General features: G+C 64.4%; 13 protein-coding genes and 1 riboswitch. Of the genes, 7 read left to right on the top strand and 6 right to left on the bottom strand.

The features are described from left to right. Window positions 1-6: 6 nt before the first annotated feature. Window positions 7-3627 carry a cobaltochelatase subunit CobN gene (locus tag QRN54_RS27180; RefSeq protein WP_042919753.1) on the bottom strand — a complete coding sequence of 1207 codons (3621 nt, stop codon included), beginning with the start codon at window positions 3625-3627 and terminating at the stop codon, window positions 7-9. Window positions 3628-3666: 39 nt separating this feature from the next. Next, window positions 3667-3798, bottom strand: a riboswitch (cobalamin riboswitch). A 51-nt stretch (window positions 3799-3849) separates the two neighbouring features. Between QRN54_RS27180 and cobG the strand changes: the two genes are divergently transcribed. From cobG to QRN54_RS27145, 7 genes are all read left to right on the top strand, one after another. Continuing rightward, a complete protein-coding gene (gene cobG / locus QRN54_RS27175) occupies window positions 3850-4992 on the top strand; it encodes a precorrin-3B synthase (protein ID WP_064444610.1) in 1143 nt (380 codons plus the stop codon). A gap of 19 nt (window positions 4993-5011) precedes the next feature. Then, a complete protein-coding gene (locus QRN54_RS27170; protein ID WP_007729839.1) occupies window positions 5012-5638 on the top strand; it encodes a precorrin-8X methylmutase in 627 nt (208 codons plus the stop codon). Beyond that, window positions 5635-7122, top strand: a complete 1488-nt coding sequence (gene cobJ, locus QRN54_RS27165) for a precorrin-3B C(17)-methyltransferase (protein WP_030536355.1) — start codon at window positions 5635-5637, stop codon at window positions 7120-7122. The genes QRN54_RS27170 and cobJ overlap by 4 nt, the downstream gene beginning before the upstream one ends. A gap of 26 nt (window positions 7123-7148) precedes the next feature. Further along, window positions 7149-7508: an HNH endonuclease gene (locus QRN54_RS27160; RefSeq protein WP_076948440.1), complete on the top strand. Its 360-nt coding sequence runs from the start codon at window positions 7149-7151 to the stop codon at window positions 7506-7508. A gap of 77 nt (window positions 7509-7585) precedes the next feature. Next, on the top strand, window positions 7586-7909 hold the full coding sequence (locus QRN54_RS27155; RefSeq protein ID WP_285183468.1) for a nuclear transport factor 2 family protein: 324 nt from the start codon (window positions 7586-7588) through the stop codon (window positions 7907-7909). Then, window positions 7906-8145, top strand: coding sequence for a PLDc N-terminal domain-containing protein (locus QRN54_RS27150; RefSeq protein ID WP_007729843.1), 240 nt, complete (start codon window positions 7906-7908; stop codon window positions 8143-8145). Before QRN54_RS27155 ends, QRN54_RS27150 begins: the two co-directional genes overlap by 4 nt. Before the next feature lie 77 nt (window positions 8146-8222). Beyond that, window positions 8223-8813 (top strand): dihydrofolate reductase family protein, encoded by a 591-nt coding sequence (locus tag QRN54_RS27145; RefSeq protein WP_285183466.1) that lies wholly within the window; start codon window positions 8223-8225, stop codon window positions 8811-8813. Between the two features lie 415 nt (window positions 8814-9228). Here QRN54_RS27145 and QRN54_RS27140 read toward each other — a convergent pair whose 3' ends face one another. The 5 genes from QRN54_RS27140 to QRN54_RS27120 all read right to left on the bottom strand — a co-directional run. Then, on the bottom strand, window positions 9229-10011 hold the full coding sequence (locus QRN54_RS27140) for an alpha/beta hydrolase family protein (protein ID WP_285183465.1): 783 nt from the start codon (window positions 10009-10011) through the stop codon (window positions 9229-9231). 201 nt (window positions 10012-10212) lie between these two features. After that, a complete protein-coding gene (locus QRN54_RS27135; protein ID WP_116056725.1) occupies window positions 10213-10728 on the bottom strand; it encodes a DUF1990 domain-containing protein in 516 nt (171 codons plus the stop codon). Beyond that, the gene (locus tag QRN54_RS27130) at window positions 10728-11087 is read right to left on the bottom strand and encodes a VOC family protein (protein WP_019748498.1); all 360 of its coding nucleotides are present in this window, start codon (window positions 11085-11087) and stop codon (window positions 10728-10730) included. Before QRN54_RS27130 ends, QRN54_RS27135 begins: the two co-directional genes overlap by 1 nt. Window positions 11088-11097: 10 nt before the next feature. Beyond that, the gene (locus QRN54_RS27125) at window positions 11098-11739 is read right to left on the bottom strand and encodes a ScbR family autoregulator-binding transcription factor (protein WP_019748499.1); all 642 of its coding nucleotides are present in this window, start codon (window positions 11737-11739) and stop codon (window positions 11098-11100) included. 159 nt (window positions 11740-11898) lie between these two features. Further along, a partial coding sequence (locus tag QRN54_RS27120; protein WP_285183464.1) for a HAMP domain-containing protein occupies window positions 11899-12840 on the bottom strand: 942 nt, incomplete at its 5' end.

The following is a 12840-nucleotide window of genomic DNA, read 5'->3' as shown; positions in this document are numbered from 1 at the left end:
CGAGGTCTACTCCCCCTCGAGCTCGCCTTCGGTTTCGAGGTACACCTGACGCAAGCCGTCGAGTGTCTTCTGCTCGGGGTGCTCCCACATGTTGCGCTCGGCGGCTTCGAGGAGCCGCTCGGCGATTCCGTGCAAGGCCCACGGGTTGGACTGCGTCATGAACTTCTGGTTCTGCTCGTCCAGAACGTAGGTCTCGGCGAGCTTTTCGTACATCCAGTCCGCGACCACGTTTGTGGTGGCGTCGTACCCGAAGAGGTAGTCGACCGTGGCCGCCATCTCGAACGCACCCTTGTACCCGTGACGGCGCATCGCGTCGAGCCAGCGGGGATTGACCACGCGCGCCCGGAAGACACGTGCGGTCTCTTCCGAAAGTGTGCGTGTGCGAACCGATTCCGGCCGAGTGCTGTCGCCGATGTACGCCTCGGGCGACTTTCCGGTCAGCGCGCGCACGGTCGCAACCATGCCGCCGTGGTACTGGAAGTAGTCGTCCGAATCGGCGATGTCGTGCTCACGCGTGTCGGTGTTCTTGGCCGCCACGTTGATTCGACGGTATGCACTGCGCATGTCGTCGGCTGCCGGGATTCCGTCGAGCCCACGGCCGTACGCGAAGCCGCCCCAGTTGGTGTACACCTCGGCGAGGTCGTCGTCACCGCGCCAGGTCTTGGAGTCGATGAGTTGCAGCAGGCCGGCGCCGTAAGTTCCGGGCTTCGAACCGAAGATGCGGGTGGTCGCACGCCTGGCATCGCCGTGCTCGGCAAGGTCGGCCTGCGCGTGGGCGCGCACGTAGTTCTGCTCGTCCGTCTCGTCCAATGCGGCGACCAACTGAACAGCGTCGTCGAGCAGTGCGAGCACGTGCGGGAACGCATCACGGAAGAATCCGGAGATGCGGACGGTGACGTCGATGCGCGGGCGGCCGAGCTCTTCGAGATCGATGACTTCGAGGTTGACCACACGTCGGCTTGCTTCGTCCCAGACAGGGCGAACACCGAGGAGCGCGAACACTTCGGCGATGTCGTCGCCGGAGGTACGCATGGCGGCGGTACCCCACACGGACAGACCCACCGAGCGCGGGTACTCGCCGTGATCGGCGAGATATCGAGCGGCGAGCGACTCGGCCATCGCCTGACCGGTCTCCCACGCAAGTCGTGAGGGAACTGCCTTGGGATCGACGGAGTAGAAGTTACGACCGGTGGGAAGCACGTTGATCAGGCCGCGCAGCGGTGACCCACTCGGGCCGGCGGCGATGAAGCCGCCGTCGAGCGCGTGCAGGACCTGCTTGATCTCGTTGTTCGTCTGTCGGAGGCGTGGAACCACTTCGGTGGCGGCGAACTGAAGGATCTTCACGACGGTCTCGTCGTCGCTGAGTTGTTCTGCCGCAGCGGGGTTCCAATCGGCGTCGTACATGCCGCGAACCAGTGCGTGCGCCTTTTCCTCGACGTCGTCGACACGGTTGCGGGACTCGTCGCCGTCTTCGCTGAGCCCGAGAGCTTCGCGCAGACCAGGGACGCTCTGTTCGCCGCCCCACATCTGACGGGCACGGAGCATAGCCAGGACCAGTTCGATTTCGGCGTCGCCCTCGGGTGCGCGGCCGAGAATGTGCAGGCCGTCGCGGATCTGGACGTCCTTGATCTCACACAGCCACCCGTCGACGTGCAGGAGCATGTCGTCGAACACGTCTTCTTCGGGACGCTCCGCGAGGCCGAGGTCGTGGTCCATCTTGGCTGCCCGCATCAGCGTCCAGATCTGCTGGCGAATGGCCGGCAGCTTGGACGGGTCCAGTGCGGAGATGTTGGAGTGCTCGTCGAGCAGTTGCTCGAGACGGGAGATGTCGCCGTAGCTTTCGGCGCGGGCCATCGGTGGGATCAGGTGATCGACGAGTGTCGCGTGGGCACGACGCTTTGCCTGTGTTCCTTCACCCGGGTCGTTGACGAGGAACGGGTAGATCAGCGGCAGGTCGCCGAGGGCTGCGTCGGTGCCACAGTTGCTCGACATGCCGAGTGTCTTGCCGGGCAACCATTCGAGGTTGCCGTGCTTGCCGAGGTGCACAACGGCGTCGGCGCCGAATCCGCCGTTGTCCGGTGTTGCAGCGATCCAGCGGTAGGCCGCGAGGTAGTGGTGGCTCGGCGGCAGATCCGGGTCGTGGTAGATCGCGACGGGCTTTTCACCGAATCCCCGCGGCGGCTGGACCATGAGGACGATGTTGTTGAATCGCAGTGCCGCGATGACGATTTCGCCGTCGGGATCCTGCGAGCGGTCGACGTACAGCTCTCCGGGCGCTGCGCCCCAGTGCTCTTCGACACCGCTGCGCAGTTCCTCGGGCAGGGTGGCGAACCATTCGCGGTACTTCGCTGCCGAGATGCGGATCGGATTGCCCTCGAGCTGCTCGGCAGTGAGCCAGTCGGGATCCTGTCCGCCGGCCGCGATCAGGGCATGGATCAGCGCGTCGCCGTCCTTCGCCGCCAGGCCGGGAACTGCGTCCGGACCGTCGACCGGACCGAGATCGTAACCGGCAGAACGCATTTCGGTGAGCAGGTCGATTGCGCTCGCCGGAGTATCGAGACCGACGGCGTTGCCGATGCGGGCGTGCTTGGTCGGGTACGCCGAGAGCATCAGAGCAACGCGACGCTCGGTGGTGGGAATGTGGCGCAGCTTGCCGTGACGGACCGCGATCCCGGCGACACGGGCAGCGCGCTCGACGTCGGGGACGTACGTGGACAGTCCGTCGGAGTCGATTTCCTTGAAGGAGAACGGGACGGTAATGATGCGGCCGTCGAATTCCGGCACCGCGACCTGGGTCGCGACGTCGAGAGGCGACAGTCCGTCGTCGTTCTCGTCCCAGGTGGCGCGGCTACTGGTCAGGCACAGGCCCTGCAGGATGGGGACGTCGAGCGCAGCGAGTGCGGCGACATCCCAGGCTTCGTCGTCGCCACCGGCGGACGCGGTCGCGGGCTTCGTGCCACCGGCAGCAAGAACTGTCACGACCATGGCGTCGGCGCGGCGGAGCGTGCTCAGAAGTTCGGCTTCTGCGGTTCGCAGAGATGCGCAGTAGATCGGCAGCGCGGTGCCACCGGCCTCGGCGACCGCGTCGCACAACGCCTGGATGTACCGGGTGTTTCCGGCCAAATGCTGGGCGCGGTAGTACAGAACTGCGATGACCGGACCGCTCGCCGAGTCGAGATCGGGCGCGAAATCAGCGATGCCCCAGGAAGGCAGGTGGGCCGGCGGTTCGAACCCGTGGCCGGTGAGCAGGACGGTGTCGGACAGGAAGTGGTGCAGCTGTGCCAGATTCTGTGCGCCACCCTCGGCCAGGTAGTTGTGAGCCTCGGCAGCAACACCGGCGGAAACCGTCGAGCACTCCATGAGGTCGGCGTCCGGCGCGTGCTCGCCGCCGAGAACGACTACGGGGAGTCCGGAGGCGAGGACCATGTCCAGGCCGTCTTCCCAGCTGCGACGGCTACCGAGGATACGAACGATCACGAGGTCGACGCCGTCGAGCAAGGGCGGCAAGTCCTCCGAGACCAGCAAGCGTGAGGGGTTGGCCCAGCGATAGGAGACGCCGTCGCCGGCTTCCTGGCTGGCGCGGGCGCTCAGCAGATCGGTGTCGGACGTGGAGAGCAGAAGAATCACGGGTGAAGCCTTCCTGGGGTTTCGCGCCCCGTGGCACAGATCTGTCATAGACGGCGGTTGAGGGTCTGACTCGTGTTTCCGAGCGGAACACGTCCCGCTCGAGCAACACTCACAGTGGCGCGACCGCACCGGACTCTCACCGGTTTCCTCAACTGCCGTCACTGGTGGTGGTGATGCTACCGGTCCGCAGAAGGCACTCATGACAGGTCGTACCCTGGAGCCATGCCCACGGACCGTTCACAGCCAGACGCGTGCCCGGGTGCACTGCAAGTTCACCACGCCGCCGACGGCGCACTGGCACGCGTGCGCCTACCCGGCGGACTCCTCACCCCGGTCCAATTGCAGACGCTCGCCGACGCAGCGCGCGATCTCGGCAACGGGCAGATGGAACTCACCTCGAGGGGCAACGTCCAACTGCGCTCGGTCTCGGATCCCGAAGCCTTCGCAGCGCGAATCGCGTCGGCCGGCCTGCTGCCGTCCGCGACGCACGAGCGAGTGCGCAACATCCTCGCGTCCCCACTGTCCGGCCGTATCGGGGGCGTCGCCGACATTCGTGAACTGGTCCACCGTCTCGATTCGGCGATCCAAGCGGATCAAGCATTGGCGGATCTGCCAGGGCGAACCCTGTTCACCCTCGACGACGGGCGCGGAGACATCACCGGGCTACGGGGCGATTTCGGACTCCATGCGCGCAGCGCCACCGAGCATTCACTGGTGCTCGCCGGTCACCACACCACTCATCTCGTCCAGGCGGACGACGCCGTCGAATTGCTCCTCGAGGCGGCTCGATCATTCCTCGACGTCCGCGACAAGCACTGGCGCCTGGCCGAGGTTCCGGACGGAATCGAACGCACCCTCGAGCAGCTGGGTCTGAGCGCCGAGTCCACCGTTGCGGCGGACCTCACGCCGGATGCACGGCCCACTATCGGCTGGCTCGAGCAGCGCGACGGGACCGTAGCTCTGGGCGGCGGCCTGCGATTCGGGCTGCTCGACGCTCGGCTGGCCGAGTTCCTCGCCGCCGTCGACAAGCCCGTCGTCGTGACGCCGTGGCGATCGGTGCATATCTTCGACCTCGACGAATGGGCAGCCGAGCAGGTAGTCCGGGTGCTGGCACCCATGGGGTTGATCTTCGACGAGAACTCACCGTGGCTCGAGGTCACCGCCTGCACCGGAAGTCCGGGATGCGAGAAGTCGCTCGCCGATGTGCGCACCGACGCGATCACCGCCGTCGAGCAGGCAGAACTTCCCGTTGTCGGGCGCCAGCACTGGGCCGGGTGCGACCGCAGTTGTGGACGTCCCCGCGGGGACGTAGCGGATGTGATTGCGACGGGCGACGGTTACCGGGTGAATCCGGCCGATCGGTGATGCCTCTATCGTGTGGCACATGATCGAGTACATCCGTGACGGCGCGGAAATCTATCGCCAGTCCTTTGCCACCATTCGGGCCGAAGCCGACCTGAGCCGTTTCCCGGCGGATGTCTCGCAAGCTGTCGTGCGCATGATTCATGCAAGTGGCCAGGTCGATCTCGTCGACGACGTCGCCTTCACACCCGGTGTCGTCTCGGCTGCGCGCGCAGCTCTGCGCGACGGCGCGCCGATTTTCTGCGACGCCCAGATGGTGGCTGCCGGCATCACGCGCAAGCGTCTGCCCGCCGGCAACGACGTCATCTGCACCCTCGGCGATCCGCGGGTTCCCGTGCTGGCGTCGACCATCGACAACACTCGCTCGGCGGCTGCTCTCGAACTGTGGGGAGCCAAGCTCGAGGGCGCTGTTGTCGCGATCGGAAACGCACCCACCGCACTGTTCCATCTCCTGAACCTCATCGAAGCCGGCGCACCCCGTCCGGCCGCCATCGTCGGAGGTCCGGTCGGCTTCATCGGCGCTGCCGAGTCGAAGGAAGCCCTCATCGAACACGCCAGCGGGATCGATCATCTCGTTCTCCGCGGCCGACGCGGCGGCAGCGCGATCACCGCCGCCGTCGTCAATGCGATTGCGAGCGAAGTCGAATGAGTGCAGGCAAGCTCTGGGGTGTCGGTATCGGCCCCGGCGATCCCGAATTGGTGACCGTCAAGGCCGCCCGCGTCATCGGCGAGGCCGATGTGGTTGCGTTCCACTCCGCGCGGCACGGCAAGAGCATCTCCCGCGGAGTTGCAGCGCCGTACATGCGCGAAGGACAGATCGAAGAACACCTCGTCTACCCCGTGACCACCGAGACCGTTGATCATCCCGGCGGATACCAGGGCGCGATGGACGAGTTCTACGAAGCAGCTGCCGAACGGCTGGCAGTTCACCTCGCGGCCGGTCGAACCGTCGCGTTGCTCGCCGCCGGCGATCCGCTCTTCTACAGCTCCTACATGCACATGCACAAGAGACTGGCCGATCGCTTCGACGCCGAAGTGATTCCCGGCGTCACCTCCGTCAGCGCGGCATCTGCTGCACTCGGAAAGCCGCTGGTCGAGGGTGAAGAGATCCTCACGATCCTGCCCGGAACGTTGCCGCAGGCCGAGCTGACCAGGCGGCTCAAGGAAACCGACGCCGCGGCCATCCTCAAGCTCGGACGTACCTTCCCACCGGTCCTCCAATCGCTCGAGGATTCCGGTCGCCTCGGCGAGGCCCACTACGTCGAGCGCGCGAGCACCACACGTCAACGCGTCGAATCCGCTGCCGAGGTCGACCCGGACGGAGTTCCGTACTTTTCGATCGCCATCGTTCCGAGCCCGTCGAACAACCCTCGACCTGCGACCGAGTCTCGCGGCGAGGTGGTCGTGGTCGGACTCGGGCCGGGCGACACCGCCTGGACCACACCCGAAGTGGCGCATGAGCTTTCGTTGGCAACCGACCTCGTCGGCTACGGCCCGTACGTCGATCGCGTGCCGACGCGTCCGGGCCAGCGTCGCCATTCCAGCGACAACCGCGTCGAAGCGGAACGCGCCGCGATGGCGTTGGACCTGGCGAAGAACGGCGCCCGTGTAGCTGTCGTCTCGTCGGGAGATCCCGGCGTATTCGCCATGGCTGCAGCAGTTCTCGAAGTTGCCGCCGAAGACCAGTGGCGCGGCGTGCCGGTCCGCATCCTTCCCGGCATGACGGCGGCAAACGCTGTCGCCAGTCGCGTCGGTGCTCCCCTCGGGCACGACTACGCGGTGCTCTCGTTGTCTGATCGCCTCAAGCCGTGGGATGTCGTCGCGCGCCGTATCTCGGCAGTTGCAGCCGCGGACATGGCGTTTGCGGTCTACAACCCGGCGTCGAAGTCCCGGACGTGGCAGGTCCAAGCCATGAAGGACCTCGTGCTCGAGCACCGCTCCCCCGAGACTCCCGTCGTCATCGGCCGCGATGTTGCCGGTGCCGAGGAATCAGTTCGCGTCGTGACCCTCGGCGAGCTCGAGCCTTCCGAGATCGACATGCGGACGCTGCTCATCGTCGGTTCGTCGATGACAACCGTCGTCGAAACCGGTTCGGGCCGTCAGGTGTTCACCCCGCGGCGCTACCCGGAGTGAACGCCGCACGGCGATAGCATGGCGTCATGCCCGTCAACCGGACCCGGAAAGCAAGATACGCGCGTAAACGGAAACGCCGGATGGATTTGGTGGAGCACGATCTGTCCGTCGAGCAGTGGTCCGCGCTCAAAGCGGCCTGGGGTGGCTGCGCGTACTGCGGCGAGTCGGACGAGTCGCCGCAACGTGACTGCGTGCTGGCGATCTCCCGCGGTGGGCGCTACACACTCGACAACATCGCACCGGCGTGCCGCTCGTGCAATGCAAGCAAATGCAACAGCGAGGTCACTCTCTGGTTGCGGCGCAAGGGGTATGACGAGAAGGCCTTCCTCCTGCGACACGCGGAGATAGGGATCGAGATGAGGGCGCAGTTCTCGGAGCAGTCGTGACGACCCCACACGAGTTTCGCCCGATCCTCGACGAGTTGATGGAGTTCGAACCTCTGTTTCACCGAACTTGAGTAGCGATGTCACGAGACGAGTTCGATGCGGTCGTCGACCCGCAGTTCCGGGAGATCGGAGCCTCCGGCGCTCGATACACCCGCGACTACGTGCAGTCGGTAGTTGAGCGCCGACGCCTCCGCGGCGAGGTGAACGACGCCGCCGAACTCGGGTGGACGGCTGACCGGCCAGCGCTGAGCCGGATTGCGCCTGACACGTATCTGGTGACGTACCGGCTGGCGCAAGCGCAACGAGTTACCGAGCGATCATCCATCTGGCGGTTCACCGAGAATCGATGGAGCGTGTTGTTTCATCAAGGCACAGTCGTCGAAAGTGGTCTGGAAGCGTGAACGAATCGACCCCCAACCCCACCATTCCGCTTTGGATGGACATCACCTTCACCGTCTTCGTTCTTGCCTGGATCTTCATCACGATTAGCGCGCTCGTGGCGATCGTGCGCACCGATTTCGACCGCTTGGGGAGCAAATTCTGGTGGTCGGCACTGGTGATCGCGGTGCCTGTACTCGGTGCGCTCGTCTGGTTACTGTTCGGTCGACCCCCGCGTGACTCCAGGTCCCGAACCTGATCTACACCGACGGCCCGGCAGTAGTCTGAGTACGGTCCGGTGCTGTCACTCTGCGCGTATCAGGGGAGAACAACGAGATGAGACCACTTCGATACTCGATCAACGTCACCCTCGACGGCTGCTGCCATCACGAGGCGGGGCTTCCACCCGACGAGGAGTCGATGCGCTACTGGACCGCTCAGATGGAACGAGCCGATGCTTTGCTGTTCGGCCGGGTGACCTACGAGATGATGGAGTCGGCGTGGCGGCGGCCCGCAACGGGGGCGTGGCCTGACTGGATGGACGAGTGGGAGATCCCGTTCGCCGAGGCAATGGACCGGGCTAAGAAGTACGTCGTGTCGAACACGCTGAGCGGGGTCGATTGGAATGCCGAACTGGTGCTGGACGACTTGGGGCCAGCAGTTCAGCGACTCAAGGAGCAGCCCGGCGAAGGCCTGTGGGTTGGCGGCGTAACACTCCCCCTGGCATTGGCAGACCTGGGACTGATCGACGAGTACGAGTTCCTTGTGCAACCGGTCCTCGCCGGACACGGACCGACGTTGCTCGCCGGTCTGCGCAAGCGCATCCAACTCGAACTCGTCGATCGCCACGAGTTCCAGTCGGGTGCAGTCGCCGTGCGATATCGGCCCACTCAAATACCGCCCCCTGGTCAGGTATCGGACGGGTAGTCGACGCATGGCTGGACATGCGCGGTTGAAAGACATGTCGTCGCCTCAGTTCGGACGCGAGAAGAGTTCCCAGTCTTGTTCGGTGTTCGGTATCGACCGGACACTCGGCACAGCATGAACATTAGCCACCGAAGTTCTCCGGACAACCCTCGACGAGATCGAAGCATCGAACTGGATCACGAACAAGTTCGTTCCGTCCGGCGGACAGTAAGGACCACTTGTCGCTATCGAACACTCTGGCCCCTTATTCCACGGGCACTGCACCTCGAGCTGTAAGCACCCCCGGTCGAGGGCCATGCTTGCGCGCACCCTCGCGCGCCTCAGCAAAAGTGGCCAAGCTGGACGGCTACTAGCGAGCGAAGGATCGAGATCGTATCGGCGTCCGACACAGGCCGGACGCCGATACGTGTTCACGTCAGCTCACAGGAGCGCCACCGCTCCCGCCGAGGTGGCGGGCGAAGAACCGAGCCGAACTGTCTCGCTCGTAGTCGGGCACCGGATAGTGCCTGCCCGAGTAGGCGTGCAGCGTCTTCTCCTTCGAGCCGAAGGCATCGAACAACGCTACCCCTGACGTGCGGTCGTAATCCTTGTCGTCCCAAGGGATCCGGTACTCGACCGGGACCGTGAGCTTTCGTGCCGCTTCGATGAGGGAGTCGTCCACAAAAACTCCACCGAAGCTCACGGCAGCGATCCTGGATTCGACCGGGGCCAACATCAGCCCGGTCACGACCCCTAGCGACACGCCGCCAAAGCCGATCGGAGCGTCGGCGTCGACGTCGGGCAGCGTTTGCAGAGCGTCGATGGTCGCCTGCCATTCCGGCACTGCACGCTCCGCCAGCGATCGGTTGTACTCGACGACGATCGGAGCGATCGGCTCGTGGGCCGCCCTAGCCTGGTGGATCGCCTCGACCCACTGTTCGTCCTGTGTGTTCCGCGGCCGATCGCCATGTCCGGGCGCGTCGATCGCGGCGACTGCGAACCCGTGGGAGCTCACACTGTGGAGTGCGCTGGCAACCAGTCCCGGCGCCTTCTTGTGCATGCCGCCGGAGTGCCCGGACAGCAGAAGTGGTGATCCGACGGATCCGGATGGCGGTGACCAGAGCACGCCGGTGATGTCGTCTACAACGAAATGGCGTTCGATGGCACCGTTCGACGTTGTCTCGGAGGTGAATTCGATGGTCTGAGAATTGGATTGCATGGTGTTACCTTTCGGGATTGCCTACTCGAGGCGCTCCCGGCGACACCTACGTCAATCGCCGATCCGTGAACACGAGTGGGAGCACCCACATGGTTACAGCGTTCATGGGTCTCACCTCCTGGCGTGTTGTCACGGTCTCGCACAAGCTATCAACCCGAACCGAAGCTCGTCCAATCATTTTTCCAGCGCGCCCGGCAGCGGTCATACCCGCGATCGGGCGACGCTCTGGCGGACGGCACGGATGTAGCGGCGCGTGACAAACGCCTGTACTCGACGTCCGATCGGAGCGCCGAGACGCACCCACCACGTTCCGGGCTTGGAGAACGCAACGATCTCGATACGAACCGCTTGGCTGGCCTCGTCGAACTGGACGACAAACAATTCCTCCCCGCATTCGGGGTGGCCCGCGCGGGTTCCGTACGCGAAGCCCTTGCGATTGGGTTCGTCTACGACATAGACGATCCGAACGGGGATAGTCACCGGACCAAGTCCGAAAGTCGCATCCTGACCCGCCACGGCGGTCAGGGCTGCCGTCCGTACGGCCAGTCCGGCTCCGCGGTGCATTCCCCAATTCGCGACGGTTCGAGCGGCAACCTCGAAATCCTCCCGTCCGGATCCGACCGTCGCGCTCTCGTGAACGTGGTGATAGCCGGCGGGGAGAACGCCTGACGTTGCGCCCACCTCGAGGTACGTCAGCCCGCCCGGGCGGGACGCCATCATTGCTCGCGTCGGTGGCTGAGGATGTTGATCACGTGGCCGTCGGGGTCGGCAGCGAAGAACCTGCGCACACCCCACGGCTCCTCGGTGACGGGATAGACGATGGTGTCGCCGCGCTGCACCGCGGCCTCGTACGCCGCGTCGAGATCATCCACCTCGACGGAGACGTCCGGTACTACGGGCGCATGAGCGTCGTGCGTCATGACGCTGATCTGCAATGACGGATCCGTCGGCGAAGCCAACGTCACGATCCACCCGTGATCCATGACAACTTCGAGGCCCAGCACTTCGGTGTAGAAGCGCTGCGCGGCCTCGAGCGAGCTACTCGACAGATCCGAAACTATCCGCGTGACGGCCATGTCCCGCAGGCTACGCCGCCGCCGGAGTCCACCGCGACTTGACGAGGCGCTCGATATCACCGGAAAGTTCGTCGCTGACGATTCCCGGAAGCAGGATCTGCCACATCTCGTCGACACGATCCGGAAGATCCGAGCGTCGGGTGAGGACGTTCGAAACCAGCTGTACCCCCGTGAATGCCGAGGGCATGAACCTGCCGAACGATTCTGCGCTGACCGATTTTCGGATTTCACCTTCCGCCTGAGCTCTGGCGGTGAGATCGGTGATTGCCGAGATCCATTCGGCGTACGGTTCCACCGGCCCCTCGTACGTGCTCAGTTCCAGCGTGAGGCGAATGCCCGCGCGAACGATCGGCTCGTCGACAATCTGGCGTGCCATTTCGTGCGTGAGCATGATCATCTGTTCCAACGGGTCCTTGCCCGTCGCGGAAATCGCCTGCACCGACTCGATCGAGAGCCGATGCTGTTCGGCAATGATGAATTGCGCGAGCTCGTCCTTCGACGCGAAATGGAAATACAACGCGCCCTTGGTAGTACCGGCCCCCGAGACTATGTCGGCCATGCTGGTGCTGCCGTAACCAGTCTTCTCGAACTGCGCGGCCGCGCCGGCAACGATTTGCTGCCGAGTCAGCTCGGCGCGTGCTTGCTTGACCACTGAATCCCTCTCGTCCTCCAAAGGCCCCCGCCCAGCAAACCCCACGGTTCGCGCCACATTCCAGCTATACCCAAAAACTTCACAATTGCCCCACATTACCAGCGCTCCTTCCATTGCTTCAATTACGAATGCAACAAAGTCGCTGGTCAGACGTCCGATTTAGAGGGAATCTCCTCTCCCCAACGTGCTTTCGTCAACCCTCGCACGGTCCACCAACTCTCCGACGAGGAGCGTCAACTCCATCATCTGGTCGGTGATTTCCTCACGCAGCTGCGTTGCATCCGCCTCGGAAATCGCGCCGGACTTGGTATCGAAAGACATCAACAACTCGATATTGGTGCGAAGTGCAGTCAAAGGAGCCAGAAGGTCCTGGCCCGCTTCGGTGATCAGACTTCTCTGGCGTGCCCGCGATTCCGACAACGTCCCGAGCATCCGATTGAAACTGACTGTCAACGACGCCAACTCGTCGTCACCGGTCACCGGGATCGGCGCAAGATCATCCGTTTCGGCGACCCGCCGCGTCGCCGCAGTAAGTCGCGCAATCGGCCGTAATCCTGTGCGTGCCACAGCATCTCCGGCCGCGTAAGCTAGGGCGATTCCGGCCGCCCCGAGTGCCGCCAACACCACTGCCAGTCGCTTGAGTACCGAACGCGTCGGCCCCAGGGATTGCGCGACAACCAAAGTCTGGCCCGCAACCGAGGGCTCGACAAGAATTCGATACGCATCAACCGTCGCGATTGTCTGCGACGAATTGCCGTCTGCGATCGACCTGATGGCGTCTGCGCTCGTGCTGAACGGCGGCAGACCGGGAGTCGCCGTCACCAAGGCGCCGTCGGCAGTAAGAAGCCCCACCGCCTGGATGACCGCTGTATCCGCGCCGGCCGTCAATCCCAGAACCGGTGTGACACCGCCGAAATTGACGGTGTCGGTGATCGCGTCACTCGTGCGCTCGAGTTGTCGATCGACGTTGCCTTGCAAATACGCGTTGAACACTATGTACACCGCCGACGCCGACACGATCACCGCGATCGCCACCAGGCCTGCAGTCAGCAATTTCACGCGAGCATGGAGCGTCCGCACGTGAATTCCCGATGGTTTTCG

Source organism: Rhodococcus sp. MEB032 (assembly GCF_030208925.1).
Taxonomy (GTDB): domain Bacteria; phylum Actinomycetota; class Actinomycetes; order Mycobacteriales; family Mycobacteriaceae; genus Rhodococcus_F; species Rhodococcus_F qingshengii.
Note: the sequence above shows the minus strand (reverse complement) of the source record. Positions and strands in the feature narration are given on the sequence as shown.

Coding starts and splice junctions, on each gene's coding strand:
- cobG (WP_064444610.1), top strand. CDS start 3,850: ATGCCCACGGACCGTTCACAGCCAGACGCGTGCCCGGGTGCACTGCAA.
- QRN54_RS27170 (WP_007729839.1), top strand. CDS start 5,012: ATGATCGAGTACATCCGTGACGGCGCGGAAATCTATCGCCAGTCCTTT.
- cobJ (WP_030536355.1), top strand. CDS start 5,635: ATGAGTGCAGGCAAGCTCTGGGGTGTCGGTATCGGCCCCGGCGATCCC.
- QRN54_RS27160 (WP_076948440.1), top strand. CDS start 7,149: ATGCCCGTCAACCGGACCCGGAAAGCAAGATACGCGCGTAAACGGAAA.
- QRN54_RS27155 (WP_285183468.1), top strand. CDS start 7,586: ATGTCACGAGACGAGTTCGATGCGGTCGTCGACCCGCAGTTCCGGGAG.
- QRN54_RS27145 (WP_285183466.1), top strand. CDS start 8,223: ATGAGACCACTTCGATACTCGATCAACGTCACCCTCGACGGCTGCTGC.
- QRN54_RS27140 (WP_285183465.1), bottom strand. CDS start 10,011: ATGCAATCCAATTCTCAGACCATCGAATTCACCTCCGAGACAACGTCG.
- QRN54_RS27135 (WP_116056725.1), bottom strand. CDS start 10,728: ATGGCGTCCCGCCCGGGCGGGCTGACGTACCTCGAGGTGGGCGCAACG.
- QRN54_RS27130 (WP_019748498.1), bottom strand. CDS start 11,087: ATGGCCGTCACGCGGATAGTTTCGGATCTGTCGAGTAGCTCGCTCGAG.